The following is a 15,250-nucleotide window of genomic DNA, read 5'->3' as shown; positions in this document are numbered from 1 at the left end:
GGCACCGAGGGCGGTCCGAGCGGACAATACGGGGCATGTCGCGCCGCACCGCTCCCACCGGCCCTGCTCCGACCACGACGACCACGACCCCCACCGAGGGGCGGGAGCCACACGCGCCGCACCGGTACCGGGGGCGGGTCGGAGCGCTGGCGGCCGGAGCGGTTCCGGTGCTCGCCTTCCCCGAACCCGGGCAGGCGTGGCTGGCGTGGATCGCGCTGGTGCCCGGGCTGCTGCTGATGCAGCGGGCGCCGTCGGGCCGGGAGGCGGCGGTGCGCGGCTGGTGGTTCGGGGCGGGGTTCATCCTCGCGGCGATGTCCTGGCTGGTCCCGTCCATCGGGCCGGGGCTGCCGGTGCTCGCGGTGCTGCTCGGGGCGCTCCAGAGCGGCGTCGGGTACACCGTGCACCGGCTGCTGCACCCCCCGCTCTCCGCCCGGCGCGCGCTCCTGGCGCTCCTGGTCGTCCCGGCGGTCTGGGTGACCACCGAGTACGCACGGTCCTGGCCCGCGCTCGGCGGCCCGTGGGCGCTGCTCGGCGCCACCCAGTGGCGGCACCCGGCGATCCTCGCCCTGGCCTCGGCCGGCGGGATCTGGCTGGTCAGCGCGGCGGTGGCGGCGGTGAACACCGGGGTACTGATCGCGCTGACCGCGGTGCACCGGCGGCCGCGGGCCGTCGCCGCCGGCTCCGTCGTGCTGGTGCTGGCCTCCGGCCCGCTGCTGTTCGCACTGCGCGAGGCGCCCGCCAGGGACGGGGCCGCGACCGTGGCACTGGTCCAGCCCGGCATCGTGGAGGACCCCGGGGCCAGGTTCGAGGCGAGCGCGCGAATCACGGCCGGACTCGTCGGGCAGCCGGTGGACCTGGTCGTGTGGGGTGAGAGCAGCACCACCGCCGACCTGGACCGCGACCCGGCCGCGCTGGACACGCTGCGCGGGCTCGCCGCGACCACCGGCGCCGAGGTCGTCGCCGGGGAGGACGCGCGCAAGGCGGACGGGCGGATCTCCAAGGACGCGGTACTGGTCTCCCCCGCCGGCGTGGTGGACCGCTACCGCAAGATCCGGCTGGTGCCGTTCGGCGAGTACATCCCGCTGCGGCCGGCGCTCGGCTGGATCGCCGGGGTCAGCCGGGCGGCGGGCGAGAACCGGGCGCCCGGCACGTCCTTCCACGTCCTGCCCGCCACCGACCGGGCGGGCGCGCCGCTGCCCGTCGGGGCGCTGATCTGCTTCGAGTCGGCCTTCCCCGACATGGCCCGCACCGCCGCCCGGGACGGCGCCCGGGTGCTGGTCTACCAGTCCTCGACCTCGACCTTCCAGCGCACCTGGGCGCCCGAGCAGCACGTCTCGCTGGCGGCGATCCGGGCCGCCGAGACCGGGCGGCCGGCCGTGCAGGGTTCGCTGACCGGGGTCTCGGCCGCCTTCGACGCCCAGGGCCGGGAGCTCGCCCGGCTCGGCACCGGCGGCACCGGCGCGCTGAACGTCCGGCTGCCGCTCACCGCGCCCGGAACCCTGACCTGGTACGACCGGATCGGCGACGTGGTGCCGCTCGGGGCACTGCTGGTCACGGTGGGGGCGGCGCTGATGGCCGTGGCCGGGTGGCGGCGCTCGCGCGTCGCCCGGCGGGCCGGTCAGCCCTCGGCGCCGGCGGTGTAGACCCCGAACGCGGCGCCCTGGGGGTCGCGCAGCACGGCGATCCGCCGTCCCCCCGGCAGTCCGGTGGCGGGCATCAGGACGTCCCCGCCGAGCGCCGTCGCCCGTCCGACGGTGTTGTCGACGTCGGCGACCGCGAAGTACGGCAGCCAGTGCGGCGGCACCTGGGGCGGGAAGCGGTCGTCCATCGTCAGCATGCCGCCGAAGTCCCGTCCGTCCAGGCCCCATTGGGGGTAGTGCTCGGACGGGGCGACGGACCAGCCGAAGACCTCCGGGTAGAAGGCGAGCGCGCCGGCCGGGTCACGGGTGAGCAGTTCCACCCAGCCGAGCGAGCCGGGCTCGTTGAACACCCCGGCGCCCCGGAAGGCGCGGGCCTGCCAGACGATGAGCACCGCGCCGGAGGGGTCGGCGGCCACCGAGAAGCGGCCGAAGTCGGAGACGTCGGTGGGGTCCTTCAGGACCCGCCCGCCGAACTCCTTGACCCTCGCGGCGGTGGCGTCGGCATCGGCGACCGCGATGCAGACCGTCCAGGCGATCGGCTGCTGCGGGGCGTAGCGCGGGGTGATGGCGGCGGCCGGGGCGCCCCCGACCAGCACCTGGGTGTAGTCGCCGTGCCCAGGGCGGGCCGTGTCGTCCACCTGCCAGCCGAAGAGCTCGGTGTAGAAGGCCAGGGCGGCGGGCGGGTCGGAGGTGCCCAGCTCCGTCCAGCAGGGGGCGTTGGTGGTCACGGAGGTCTGCTTCATGGCGTCTGTCCTCGCAGCTTGCTCGGGAACTCCCGGGTTTTTCGGCGCCTCGGCCCCCGCACCTCCCGCCCCAGCATGCGGGGCGGGGGCGGAGCTTGGCGGGCGGTGGTGGGCCGAACGGGGTGGACGAACAGATGACAGCTGACAGATTTCGAAATCTGTCAGCTGTCATCTGTTATTCGTCATCGGTTATCTGTCGGCCGTTGTCCGGCGGCGGGCGTCCGGCGACGGGCGGCCGACAGCAGGAGCCCGTCGGCTGCCGCCCGCCATCCGTCAGCTGCGCACGGCCCGTGCCACCGGGATCCACAGCTCCGCCTCGGCGTCGCCCGTCCCCGGTACGGGGCGGACCCGGAGGATCTCCGGACCCGGCCGGGCCTCGTACGGGTTGGACGGGAACCACTGGCTCGCCACGTCCCCCCACATCTCTTGCAGGGCCTGCGGGAACGGCCCGGTGTTGGTGAACACCGCCCAGGTGCCGGCCGGGACGTCGAGCACATCCAGATCCGCCGGGACGGCGACACCGTCGCGCGCCACCACCGCGTGCCAGTAGTCGAGTTCGGACCCCTCCTCGCGGTTCGGCGAGAAGTCGTCGCTCACCGAGAGGATCCCGGCCGGGTCGTCCCCGGACAGGGCCGCGATCCGAGCGACCGTGTCCTTGTCGAGCCCCTTGATGAACTCGGCGATCCCCGGGTTGATCCCCACGTAGATCAGGGTGACCCGGGCCTTCTTGCCGACGATCCGGAAGTCCGGCTTCTCCACGATCCGGTATTCCATGCTGCTGCTCCCCTCCACGACGAGTCGGAAGGACATCCGGGGCTGGGAGACGAGCACCGCACCGTCGCGCCGGACCTCGCCCGGCCCGACTCCGTGCATGGCCCGGAACGCCCGGGCGAACGCCTCTCCCGAGGAGTACCCGTACCGGACCGCGATGTCGAGCAACGTCTGCTCACCGTCGAGGACTTCGGCCCCGGCGACGGTGAGCCGCCGACGCCGGACGTACTCCGACAACGGCATCCCGGCGAGCATCGAGAACAGCCGCCGGAAGTGGTACTCCGACGTCATCGCGATCCGCGCCAGCTCGGCCACGTCGACCTCGCGGTCCAGGTCTCGTTCGATCCGGTCCATCGCCCGGTTCAGGTGCTCCAGCACGCCAACCCCGTCCTTCCCTTGTGACACTCACCGTAGGAAGGACCCACCCTGCCGCACCCGACAATCGGTGCCCGCTCCGGTCGGGTACCGATCGCCGGCTACCGATCGCCGGGTGACGGCCGTCGGCGGCCCGGATTCGGCGGTGCCGCCTCGGCGGCGCCGAGGCGGCGGCCTTGCGCCGGCGGGCCTCGCGTCAGCGGCTCAGATCAGGCCCTGGGCCAGCATCGCGTCGGCGACCAGCTCGAAGCCGGCGATGTTCGCACCGACCACGTAGTTGCCCGGGTGGCCGTAGCGCTCGGCGGTGGTGAAGCAGGAGTCATGGACGTGCTTCATGATCCCGGCCAGCCGCTCCTCGGTGTGCTCGAACGTCCAGGAGTCGCGCGAGGCGTTCTGCTGCATCTCCAGGGCGCTGGTCGCGACGCCGCCGGCGTTCGCCGCCTTGCCCGGACCGAAGGCCACCCCGGCCTCCTGGAACACCCGCACCGCCTCCGGGGTGGTGGGCATGTTCGCGCCCTCGGCGACGGCCAGCACCCCGTTGCGCACCAGGGCCAGCGCGTCGGCCTCCGCCAGCTCGTTCTGGGTGGCGCAGGGCAGCGCGACGTCGCAGGGAACGCTCCACACCCCCGGGCCCTCGACGAACCGGACGTGGCCACCGCGCAGTCGGGCGTAGTCGGAGACCCGGCCGCGCCGGACCTCCTTGACCTCCTTGAGCAGGTCGAGGTCGATGCCCTTCTCGTCCACCACGTAACCGGAGGAGTCGGAGCAGGTGAGCACGGTCGCGCCGAGCTGCTGGGCCTTCTCGATCGCGTAGACCGCGACGTTGCCGGCCCCGGAGACGACCACCCGGCGCCCGTCCAGGCTCTCGCCGCGGCTGTGCAGCATCTCGGAGGTGAACATGACGCAGCCGTAGCCGGTGGCTTCGGTACGGACCTGCGCGCCGCCCCAGCCGAGGCCCTTTCCGGTGAGCACGCCGCTCTCGTACCGGTTGGTGATCCGCTTGTACTGGCCGAAGAGGTAGCCGATCTCCCGGCCGCCGACGCCGATGTCCCCGGCCGGTACGTCGGTGTACTCGCCGAGGTGGCGGTAGAGCTCGGTCATGAAGGACTGGCAGAACCGCATGATCTCGGCATCCGACCGGCCCTTGGGGTCGAAGTCGGAGCCGCCCTTGCCCCCGCCGATCGGCAGACCGGTGAGCGCGTTCTTGAAGATCTGCTCGAAGCCCAGGAACTTGACGATCCCGAGGTTCACCGAGGGGTGGAAGCGCAGCCCGCCCTTGTACGGCCCGAGGGCGCTGCTGAACTCCACCCGGAAGCCGCGGTTGACGTGGATGTCACCGGAGTCGTCCGTCCACGGCACCCGGAACATCAGCTGCCGCTCGGGCTCGCAGATCCGCTCGATGATCCGGGCGTCGAGGAGCTCGGGGCGGTGGGCGAGCACCGGCGCGAGGGTCTCCAGCACCTCGTGGACGGCCTGGTGGAACTCGTCCTCGCCCCGGTTGCGGCGGACCACGTCCGCGTAGAGCGCCTCTATCGCGCGCCGCTCGGCGTCGAGGGAGGAGTCGAGGGAGGAGTGGGGGGTGGCGGGGGTCAGCGGCATCTGGTCAGGACCCTTCCGTGGTCGTCGATTGGCGTGCGCGGTGTCCCGGCGGGCCTGAGGGACGTGCCCAGGAAACGCGGCAAGTGTCGCAGTGTCCACACCGCGGGTCCCGCACCATCCACATGCTGGAAGGCCTGGTGGGAACAGTCGGGACCGGTGGGGTGTTGTGCGCCTCCGCGGTCGAGCCCCGTCCCATCGGCCCGGTAGTTGTTCAAATTGGAACTACCTAGTACGGTCGACCTCCGATCCACCGCGATCCGTCCGGACCGGTCGAACCCACCCGGTTCGTCCCGGTCCACCCCTGATTCGTCCCGGTCCACCCCCGATCCACGGAGGCCCACCCATGCCGCAGCCCGGCTCCGCCACGGTGCGCTCGCGTGTGCGCATCCCGCTGACCTTCCCCGACGGCTACCGCGCCGAGGCGGAGACCTTCACCTTCCACGACCTCGCCGACGGTGCCGAGCACCTGGCGCTCGCGCTCGGCACGGTCCCCGAGGGCGGGACGCCGCTGGTGCGGCTGCACTCCGAGTGCCTGACCGGCGACGTCTTCGGCTCCGACCGCTGCGACTGCGGGCCGCAGCTGCGCGAGTCGGTGGAGCGGATCAGCGAGGCCGGCGGGTACCTGCTCTACCTGCGGCAGGAGGGCCGCGGCATCGGGCTCTACAACAAGCTGGACGCGTACGCCCTCCAGGACTCCGGCCTGGACACGTACGACGCCAACACCGCCCTCGGCCTGCCCGAGGACGGCCGGGACTACACCGCGGCCGCCCAGATGCTCGCCGCGCTCGGCGCCACGGGCATCGACCTGCTGAGCAACAACCCGGACAAGGCGGCGCAGCTGGCCGAGCTGGGGATCGTCGTGCGGCACCGGGTGCCGACGGGCGTGCACCTGTCGGCGAGCAACGTCCGCTACCTGCGGGCGAAGGTGGAGCGGACGGGACACTCGATCGAGCTCTCCCGACTGGTCGGCTGAGCGCCGACAGAGAACGGGCCGCAGCGAACAGAGAACAGCGAACAGATGACGGATGACAGCTGACAGATTTCGAAATCTGTCAGCTGTCATCCGTCAGTCGTCATCTGTCATCTGTCCGCTGCCAGCTGTCAGTCGTCGCCCCTCACCTGCGCCCCGCCCGTCCCCGGACCGTCCGCAGCCCCCCGTACGCCGCCAGTGGCAGCATCACCAGCAGGGCGGCCCAGAAGGCCCCGTGCCCCCACAGCCCGGCGATCGACCTGAACGGCCCTTCGAACACCGGTATCCGCAGTGCCTCGACCGGTCCCAGCGGCCCGGGCCAGGCCCCCAGGAACAGGGTGGCCGGGATCCAGAGCGCGAACAGCCCCCGGGCGGTGGCCGGAGTCCCGAGGGCGCTCACCAGCGACACCACCGCCAGCAGCAGGACGAACCCGGCCTGGTAGGCCGCGCCGCTCTGTCCCGTCCCCCAGGAACCGGGCGTCCGGTGCACCCCGGTGGCCGCGAGTCTGACCTCGACCGCCGCCCACAGCAGCAGTACCAGCACCGCCGTCGTCCCGAGCGCGAACCGCATCCGGTCGCGGGTCCCCGCGCCGCCCGTCCGCCACCGCGCGGACGGCGCGCTCCACATCCGTTCGCCGCCGGCGGCCCCGGGCGAGTGCTCAGCGCTCCGCTCGTCCAGCCGCCGCCAGGCCGCCCGGACCCGGCTGCGCGCCTCCTGGGCGGGCTTCAGCAGCCGGTTGGAGGCCCGTTCCACCAGGACGAGCGAGACCACGATCGCCACCACCGCCGCGATGCCGGCCCAGCTCCCCATCCCGCCCTCGAACACGACCACCCGGTCGGCCACCGACTGCGGCGTCGCGGGCACCGTCACCGGCGGCCCGAGCCGCAGGTAGCCGATGGCGAGGGCCCCGGCCCCGGTCAGCAGCGCCGTGCCGATGCCCACCCGGGCGGGGAAGAAGGCGATCACGGCGGCCGCCACGAGCCCCGCACCGAGTTGTCCGACCACCTGCCGGGCCGCGTGGTCGCCGGCGTCGCGCAGGTGACCGCCGAAGGCGCCGGCGGGCGAGAGGTCGAGCTTGTCGCCCGCCTCGACCGGGTAGCGGAGCACCGCTCCCGCCCACAGCAGCAGTCCGAAGGCGAGGAGCAGCACCAGGACCGCCCCGGCCCGGCGCGGCAGCGCGGTGCGGGCGTAGGGCCACCAGGCCGCCAGTCGGGCCCGCCGGTCCACCGGGGGCCGCCGGCGCCGGTTGCGCCACAGCCGGGCCACCCGCCCTTCCTGTCGCACCCCGGCCTCCGGCTCGGGCCGATCGGGCCGCTCGGACTGCTCGGACCGTCCCCGGCCGCGCCGCCGCAGTGCCTCCGCCGCGATCAGGGCCGCCCGCCCGCCCGGCTGCGCCGGGTCGGCGCCCACCGCCCGGCGCCGCAGCGCGGACCAGCGGCGCCGCACCACGTCCCGGGCGGTGGCCGCCGCCGGGTCCGGCGCCGGCCTGCGGGCCGCCGCCCGTACGGCGGTGCGGGCGCCCGCGTCCACCGCCAGCGCGCCGTCCACCACTGTGGCGGCCACCACGGCCGCGAGCTCGGACACCCGCTCGGGCAGCGGCAGCCGGTGCAGGGCGGCGGGCAGCGGCGAGAGCCGGCCGAGCAACCGTGCGCGCTCCTCGGGCCGGATGCTCAGCCAGACCGCCTGCCGGTGCGCCTCCTCGCGTTCCTCCGGGCTGAGCCCGTGGCCGCCGCGCCGGCCGCCGCCGACGGTGCGCGCCAGCCGGTCCACCTCGGCCAGCACCTCCGGCAGTCCGGCCAGCGCGAGCTGCCGCGAGCAGTGCTCGCCCGCGCACTCGGGGTGGAAGCAGTCGTAGCGGGCGACCACGGTCGGCGCCCCGCCCCGGACCAGTTCGTCGATGAACTCGGCGCCGTCCGGTTCGGTGACGACGCGTTCCAGGCCGGTGGTGTCGATCGGGCGGTCGCGGTAGTGCGGGACGGTGCCCGGGGCGAAGGCGGCGCCCAGGGCGAGTACCGCGACCGCCGCCACGGACTCGCGCCGGGAGCCGGGCGCCCGGGCCACGTCGGAGAGGTAGTGCAGGTCGAAGACGGTGTCCTCGACCTCGTCCCGCAGCCAGTCGCGCACCCGTTCCGCTCCCCCGGTGGAGAGCCAGCGGGCCGCCGCGCCGGAGTTCTTGAGCAGCGCCTCGGTGAGCCGGACCGGGTCGGTGAACGGGTTGCCGAGGAAGGTGACCGGCCGGTGCGCCCGGGCCTGCGCCTGCGGCCGGCGGCGGATCACCTCGGGGGTGCCGCCGGCCAGCCAGCCGCGGACCTGCGGCGCGGTCCAGCGGTCCTCCGGCTTCTTGGTGAACAGCCCCTGGAGGAGCAGCAGTTGGCGCGGGTCGCGGACGGCTGCGAGGTCCACCTCCTCGCCCATGACCAGTTCCAGTTCCAGCTCCTGGTCGGCCGGGCGCTCGCCGTCCGCGCCGATGAAGCGCGGGCGGCCGACGAACAGCTCGTACAGCACGTTGCCGAGCCCCCACCAGGGCCCGGCCTGGTGGTTCTTGCCGGCCAGCTGCTCGGGGGCCATGTAGGCGACGGTGACCATCATCGCGGAGGTGAACCGGCGGCTGTCGGTGAGCCGGTCGACGCCGCCGAAGTCGGCGATCACGAACTCCCCGGACCCGCTGCCGGGGCGCACCAGGATGTTGGCGGGCTTGAAGTCCAGCGGGTTGCGCTTGATCCGCTGCTGCCAGAAGTCGAGCAGGGCGACGAGCTCGTAGACGATCTGCTCGGTGGTCCGCCGGTCGCCGTGACCGCCCTCCCGCCACAGCCCGGCGACGTGCGCGGCGAGGGTGACCGGCAGGTACTCCATGGCCACCCAGTCCACCTGGGCGCCGTGGTGGCCGACCCGGCCGAAGTCGATCAGGTGCGGGACGTGCCGGCGGAATCCGTCGTTGCGCAGGTGGGCGAGCAGGTCGTGGTCCATCGGGTGGCCGGCGACGGCCACCTTAACGGCCGCGTCACCGCCTCCGTCGGTGCGCCGGACGTACCAGACGGTGCCCTCGGAACCGGCCCCGGCCCGGCCCAGCGGGATGAAGCGGCCGCGCAGGGCGTCCGGGAAGGCGCCCTCGAACGGGCCGTCGGAGCCCGGGCGTCCGCCGGGGCCTCCGGCCGGAGCGGGACCGCCGGGCCCGATGCCGTCCTGCCAGGAGGGCGAGCCGCCTCCGCCTCCCGTCCCGGACCTGGGCCGGACGACCTCGGTGACCGCCTCCGGGTCGGCGCCGACCGAACGTCCCGGGTGCGTCGGATGCCCCGGACTCCCAGGACTCCCAGGACTCCCCGGCCTCCCCGGCCGGACCTCCGTCAGGGCGTCCGGGTCGGACCCCCGCCCGGGATCCGGCCTGCGGCGGGTGGCCGCCTCCGGGTCGAAGCGCGGCTCGGCGCGGGACGTCCGACGCGTCGCCGCCTCCGGGTCGAAGCGCGGCGGGACGGCGGGCGCCCGACGGGTCGCGGCGCGCGGGTCCACCCGGGTCGGCGGATCCACCCCGGGCGGCACCGACTCTGAAGGCACCGACCCTGAAGGCACCGACCCGGGCGGGACCGACCCGAGCCGGGAGGGCCGGTCAGAGGCGGCTTCGGAGCGCCAACGCCCCCGCGACCACCGCTCCACCCTGCTCCCCGGCGGATTCCCCGGCTCGGCTCCGGCGGCCGACCGGGGCCTCGGCCCGCGCCGTTCGCCCTCGGCCGGATCCGCGTCCTCCGTCGTGCCCATGCGACGTTTCCCTCCCCCGCAGCCCGGACCGGCGCGGGGTCGTGACCGCGGGCGCACCGGTGCCGGGGTGGATTGTGACGCGTCATCATCCCGCACGGCGGGTGCGGGTGTCGGGCGCTTTTCCGGATCAGGACCGACCCGTCGCAGGACCGGTACGCAAGCGCCTCCCGCGACGCGCAACCGGGCGCCGTCGGCCCTCAGCGCTCCCCGACCGGGCGCCCCGTCGGCTCCTCCACGATCCGCCGGGCGATCTCGTCGGGCCGCACCGGGCGCCCGAAGTGCCACCCCTGCGCCCAGTCGCAGCCCATGGTCCGCAGCCGCTCCGCGTCCCGGTGGGTCTCCACGCCCTCGGCGGTGACGTTCAGCCCGAGCGCATGCGCCATCGACACCAGTCCGCTGACGATCCGCCACCCGGTGGACTCGTCCTTCCCCGGTTCGTGCAGGTCGCCGACGAAGGAACCGGCGATCTTCAGCCCGGAGACCGGCAGGTCGCGCAGGTAGGCGAGGTTGGACCAGCCGGTGCCGAAGTCGTCCACGGCCAGCGACACCCCGAGGTCGACCAGCCCGTGCAGGGTGCGCAGCGCCTCGTCCTCGGGCCCGACCACGGTCGATTCGGTGATCTCCAGCTGCAGCCGGGCCGGGTCCAGTCCGGTGCCGTCGAGGATCCGGCCGAGGTCGGTGACCAGGGCGGCGCTGCGGGCCTGCCGGACCGCCAGGTTGACGTTCAGCTGCGGGGCGGCGTCGCCGTACTGCTTGATCCAGTCCGCGGCCTGACCGCAGGCCTGCTCCAGCACCCAGCGGCCGAGCGGCATGATCAGCCCGGTCTCCTCGGCGGTGGTGACGAACTCGTCCGGGCCGAGCACGCCGAGCTGCGGGTGGCGCCAGCGCACCAGCGCCTCCACGGCGGCCAGCCGGCCGTCCGCGAGGCGGTAGAGCGGCTGGTAGTCGATGAAGAACTCGCCGCGGTCGAGGGCCGCGGGCATCCGCACCGACACCGCGTAGCGGCTGACCGCGCGGGCGTTCTCCTTGGGGTCGAACAGCGTCCAGCGGCCGCGGCCGGCCTCCTTGGCGCGGTACAGCGTGAGGTCGGCGGCGCGGACGGCCGCGCCCGGGGTGGTGGTGGACACCCGCCGCTCCAGCACGCCGACGCTGGCACCGACGGCGAGCTTGTGGTCGCCGATCAGCACCGGCCCTGCGAGCGCCTTGAGCACGGTCTTCGCGGCGGCCACCGCCTCCTGCTCGCCCCGGCAGCGCTCCAGCAGGACGACGAACTCGTCGCCGCCGAGCCGGGCGACCAGGTGGCCCAGCGGGCTGAGGGCGGCCTTCAGCCGGGCGCCGACGGCGGCCAGCAACTGGTCGCCCATGTCGTGGCCGAGACTGTCGTTGACCACCTTGAAACCGTCGAGGTCGACGTAGCAGAGGCCGAAGCGGGCACCCGGCTCGGGCTCCTCGAACAGCTTCTCCAGCCGCTCGAAGAAGGCCGCACGGTTGGGCAGGCCGGTCAGCGGGTCGTGGGTGGCCTGGTGGCGCAGCCGCTCCTGGAGCCGGTAGCGGTCGGTGACGTCCTCCAGCATCGCGACCTGGTACTGCGGGATGCCGTCGTCGTCGCGGATCAGCGAGACGGTCAGGTGGGTCCAGATCACCTCGCCGTCCTGGCGGTAGTACGGCTTGTCGAACTGGAAGTAGTCCCGCTTGCCGCTGATCAGCTCCTCGTACGCCTCCCACACGCCCGGAGTGTCCTCGGGGTGCACGAGGTCGCCGACCCGGCGCCCGATCATGTCCTCCGGGCCCGCGCCGAACAGCTCCTGGAGGGCCTTGTTGACCGCCATGATGTTGCCGTCGGTGTCGCCGATGCCGATGCCGATCGCGGCGCTCTCGAACAGCGCCCGGAACCGGGCCTCGGACGCGCGCAGCGCCCGCTCGGCCTCCTTGCGGGCGGCGTCGGCGGCGGTGCGGATCGCCTCCTGCTCGATCAGCGTGCGCTCGCGCAGGGCGCCCGCCCAGCCGGCCGCGAAAGCGCCGGTCAGGGCCGGGCCGCGGTCGTCGTGGACGGGCTGCGCCTGGAGCAGCTCGACCGCCCGGGCCAGCAGCACCGGGTCGGTGAAGTGCGCGTCGACCAGTTCGGCGCCGGCCTGCGCGGCCAGCCGCGGCTCGAACGGGTCGTCCTCCTGGGCGCGGTGCAGCAGCGCGGCGGTGCGCGCGACCAGCCGGCCGAGCAGGCCGGGGTGGACGGCGATGCCGTGGTCGGCGGAGAGCAGCCGGGCCCAGTCCTCGTGGAACCGCTCCGCGTTGCCGCGCACCGGGGTGGTACTCATCTGCTGAACCTGGTTCCTCTGCTGTGCGCGCCGGTCGCGGCGGGCCCGGCGACGGCCGCTCGGCCGCTCCCGTTGCCCCGGGTCGTGCTGCCGCCCGGGCCCGGCACCGCGCTTCCGGCGGCCGCCGCGCGGGGCGCACGGCCGTCGGTGCCTCGTCCGTCGCGTCCGATCAAGGGCGGAACCCCACGCCCGCCACCCCGGTCATCCGCTCGGGGTGCTCACCGACCGTACCGGGCTGGTCCGGGCGCCACTGCGGCAGGTAGACCACGCCCGGCTCGACCAGGTCGAAGCCGGAGAACATCGCGGTGATCTGCTCGTGGGTGCGCATGGTCAGCGGGGTCGGCGTCATCCGGTACAGCTTCTGGTGGTCCTCCGCCTGGTCCGGGCGGCCCTCCAGGGAGGCGTGCGAGAGCACCAGCGCGCTGCCGGGCGGGAGGGCGTCGCGGATCACGCCGATCAGCTTCCACGGGTCCTCCTCGTCGCTGACGAAGTGGGCGACGGCGACCAGCAGCACGGCCACCGGCTCGCCGGCCGCCAGCAGCTCGGCGACCTCGGGGCGGGCCAGCAGGTCGGCCACGTCGCGCAGGTCGGCCTGGACGACGGCGCTGTCCCGGTCGTCCTCCAGCAGCAGACGGCTGTGCGCGACGGCGACCGGGTCGCGGTCCACGTAGACGACCTTCGCCCCGGGGCGGATCTCGCGGGCGATCTCGTGCACCGCGCTGAAGGTCGGGATGCCGGAGCCGATGTCCAGGAAGCGGCTGACGCCCTGCTCGGCGAGGAAGGTCACGGCGCGGCGCAGGAAGGCGCGGTTGGAGCGCATGATCTGCGGCAGCTCCGGCCACAGGGCCATCGCCTTGCGGGCCATCTCCCGGTCGACCTCGAAGTTGTGGGAGCCCCCCAGGTAGTAGTCGTAGACCCGCGCGGCGTTCGGTTTGTCCAGGTCCGTACCCTCCGGTACCCAGCTCGGTCGCCGCATGCCTGTGACTCCTTCACTCCGGTTTCTGGGGTGGCAGCACCCTGGGGATGCCGCTGTGACTGTTGAGACTACAAGCACACAAGATCCTCCCCCGCACCCCGAACGGGTGCAAGCGGAATGCATCCTTCCCGAAGGACGGACACCTCCGGAACGCCCGCCCTCCGGCGCGGGTCCGCACCGGGGACCAACTCGACAACGGTCCACCGGCGTTCGCCCCTCGGGCCGGCCGGGCCGCACTAGGGTGGGGTGGTGGACCCCAACCACTACCGATTCCGGGGCGTCTGGCGGCTCGCGGCTCCGGCGCCCGCCGTGTACGCGGCACTGGAGGACGTCCGGAGCTACCCGCTGTGGTGGCCGGAGATCCGCGAGGTCCGGCCGACCGGCGAGGACAGCGGGGACGTGGTGGTGCGCGCGCTGCTGCCGTACCGGCTGGTGATCGGCCTGGTGGCGACCCGCCGCGACCCGGACGCCGGGGTGCTGGAGGTGATCATGCGGGGCGACCTGACCGGGTGGACGCGGTTCACGGTGACGCCGGACGCCACCGGCGGCGCGGGCAGCGCGGGCAGTGCGGGCAGCGCGGGCAGCCGGGTGCTGTTCGAGGAGGACACCCGGCCCGGCAAGCCCTTGCTGCGCCGGCTCGCCCTGCCGCTGCACCCGCTGTTCCGGGCCAACCACGCGGTGATGATGCGCCGGGGGCGGCGGGGGCTCGCCGCCCATCTGGCGGGCGGCGGGACGACGGACGACGAGCGGCGGGTGACGGCGAACAGATGACGGGCGACAGCTTTCAGCGAACAGATGACAGATTTCGAAATCTGTCATCTGTTCGCGGCGCTCCCGCCCCCGACCCCGGCTCCGCCCCAGACCCCGCCCCCGACTTCGGGTTCGGGTTCGACTTCGGGTTCGACGCCCCCTTCGACCGGACCGGCACCGGCAGCAGCAAGTGGGCCCGCGCGGACGCCCCCGGAGTGATCCCGATGAGCCTCGCCGACATGGACCTGCCCGGCCCGCCCGCCGTCGCCGAGGCGCTGGAACGGCGCGCCCGCCACCGCGCGTACGGCTACACGGTGTGCGACCCGGCCGGCCGCACCCTGGTGGCCGACTGGTACCGCACCCGGCACGGCGCCGCGGTGGACCCGGACTGGGTCCTGCTGCTGCCCTGCGGCCCGCGCACCGCGCTGCGCATCCTGCTGGAGACCGTACGGCCGCAGGCCCCCGTCCTCTTCCCCACCCCCGAGTGGGGCGGTTTCGCCCAGCTCTGCCGCGCGGCCGGCCTCCCCCACCACGCGCTGCCGCTGCACCTGGGCCCGGACGGCTACCGGCTCCCGCACGGCCCGCTCCCCCGCCCCGCCGGCGCCGTACTGCTGAGCAACCCGCACAACCCCTCCGGCACCGTGTGGCCCCTCGGCGCGGTGCGCGGTCTCGCCGCGTGGGCGGCCGAGAGCGGCGCGCTGCTGGTCTCGGACGAGGTGCACGGCGACCTCACCCACCCCGGCCACGCCCACCCCGTCGCCGTCGCCACCGCCGACCCGGCGCACCTGCGCCACGTCGTCACCCTCAACTCCGTCGGCAAGACCTTCAACTGCTCCGGCATCCCCAGCGGTTTCGCCCTCGTCCCCGATGCCGGGCTGCGCACCCGGTTCGCCGAGGCGCTGGCCGGCTACGGCCTCTGGGAAGGCGGCCTGCTGGAGCAGACCGTGCAGCAGGCGGCACTGCGCGAGGGCGGCCCCTGGCTGGACGCGCTGCTCTGCCACCTGGCCGCCGCCCGCACCCGGCTGACCGACCGGCTCGGGCCCGCCGTCCGCTCCGCCCCGCACGCCTCCTACCTGCTCTGGCTGGACGCCGCCGCGCTCGGCCTGCCGCCCGCCGACGCCCGCCGGGCCCTGCTGGAGCGCTGCGGCCTGGAGGCCTCCGACGGCGCCGAGTTCGGCTCCGGCGGCCGGGGTTCGCTGCGGCTGAACTACGCCCTGCCGGGGCCGGTCCTGACGACCGTCCTGGAGCGGCTGGAGCGCCTGTGACCCCGGCACATGCCCCGGCCGGATCGGGCCCGGGCCCCGGCCTCCGGTCAGCCGGAAATCCCGCCCTCACCCGTTCGCCACACCTCTGACCT

At 74.5% G+C, this 15,250-nt stretch carries 10 protein-coding genes; 4 read left to right on the top strand and 6 right to left on the bottom strand.

Annotation, left to right across the window (positions count from 1 at the left end; translation table 11 throughout):
* The first annotated feature begins 35 nt into the window (after nt 1-35).
* Complete coding sequence (lnt, locus tag ACFVVA_RS03305; protein ID WP_387685192.1) at nt 36-1,643, top strand: apolipoprotein N-acyltransferase; 1,608 nt, start codon at nt 36-38, stop codon at nt 1,641-1,643.
* On the opposite strand, the gene ACFVVA_RS03300 is transcribed toward lnt, so the two are convergent.
* From ACFVVA_RS03300 to gdhA, 3 genes are all read right to left on the bottom strand, one after another.
* A complete protein-coding gene (locus tag ACFVVA_RS03300; RefSeq protein ID WP_387685190.1) occupies nt 1,619-2,383 on the bottom strand; it encodes a VOC family protein in 765 nt (254 codons plus the stop codon). The genes lnt and ACFVVA_RS03300 overlap by 25 nt on opposite strands.
* 273 nt (nt 2,384-2,656) lie before the next feature.
* The gene (locus ACFVVA_RS03295) at nt 2,657-3,532 is read right to left on the bottom strand and encodes a GyrI-like domain-containing protein (protein WP_387685188.1); all 876 of its coding nucleotides are present in this window, start codon (nt 3,530-3,532) and stop codon (nt 2,657-2,659) included.
* Nucleotides 3,533-3,733: 201 nt separating this feature from the next.
* Entirely contained in the window at nt 3,734-5,128 is a 1,395-nt protein-coding gene (gdhA, locus tag ACFVVA_RS03290; protein ID WP_380635281.1) for an NADP-specific glutamate dehydrogenase, read from the bottom strand.
* A 343-nt stretch (nt 5,129-5,471) separates the two neighbouring features.
* Here gdhA and ribA point away from each other — a divergent pair, with 343 nt between their 5' ends.
* Nucleotides 5,472-6,101 (top strand): GTP cyclohydrolase II, encoded by a 630-nt coding sequence (gene ribA / locus ACFVVA_RS03285; protein ID WP_387685185.1) that lies wholly within the window; start codon nt 5,472-5,474, stop codon nt 6,099-6,101.
* 142 nt (nt 6,102-6,243) lie between these two features.
* Here the strand turns inward: ribA and ACFVVA_RS03280 are convergent, their stop codons facing one another.
* The 3 genes from ACFVVA_RS03280 to ACFVVA_RS03270 form a co-directional block, all read right to left on the bottom strand.
* Nucleotides 6,244-9,624 carry a hypothetical protein gene (locus tag ACFVVA_RS03280; protein WP_387685183.1) on the bottom strand — a complete coding sequence of 1,127 codons (3,381 nt, stop codon included), beginning with the start codon at nt 9,622-9,624 and terminating at the stop codon, nt 6,244-6,246.
* Nucleotides 9,625-10,049: 425 nt separating this feature from the next.
* Complete coding sequence (locus ACFVVA_RS03275; protein ID WP_387685181.1) at nt 10,050-12,167, bottom strand: putative bifunctional diguanylate cyclase/phosphodiesterase; 2,118 nt, start codon at nt 12,165-12,167, stop codon at nt 10,050-10,052.
* 169 nt (nt 12,168-12,336) lie between these two features.
* Nucleotides 12,337-13,143, bottom strand: a complete 807-nt coding sequence (locus ACFVVA_RS03270; protein WP_387685179.1) for an SAM-dependent methyltransferase — start codon at nt 13,141-13,143, stop codon at nt 12,337-12,339.
* Between the two features lie 249 nt (nt 13,144-13,392).
* Between ACFVVA_RS03270 and ACFVVA_RS03265 the strand changes: the two genes are divergently transcribed.
* A complete protein-coding gene (locus ACFVVA_RS03265; protein WP_387685177.1) occupies nt 13,393-13,914 on the top strand; it encodes an SRPBCC family protein in 522 nt (173 codons plus the stop codon).
* 203 nt (nt 13,915-14,117) lie between these two features.
* Entirely contained in the window at nt 14,118-15,158 is a 1,041-nt protein-coding gene (locus tag ACFVVA_RS03260; RefSeq protein WP_387685175.1) for an aminotransferase class I/II-fold pyridoxal phosphate-dependent enzyme, read from the top strand.
* Nucleotides 15,159-15,250: the final 92 nt, after the last annotated feature.

Source organism: Kitasatospora sp. NPDC058048 (assembly GCF_042885555.1).
Taxonomy (GTDB): domain Bacteria; phylum Actinomycetota; class Actinomycetes; order Streptomycetales; family Streptomycetaceae; genus Kitasatospora; species Kitasatospora lactacystinica.
Note: the sequence above shows the minus strand (reverse complement) of the source record. Positions and strands in the feature narration are given on the sequence as shown.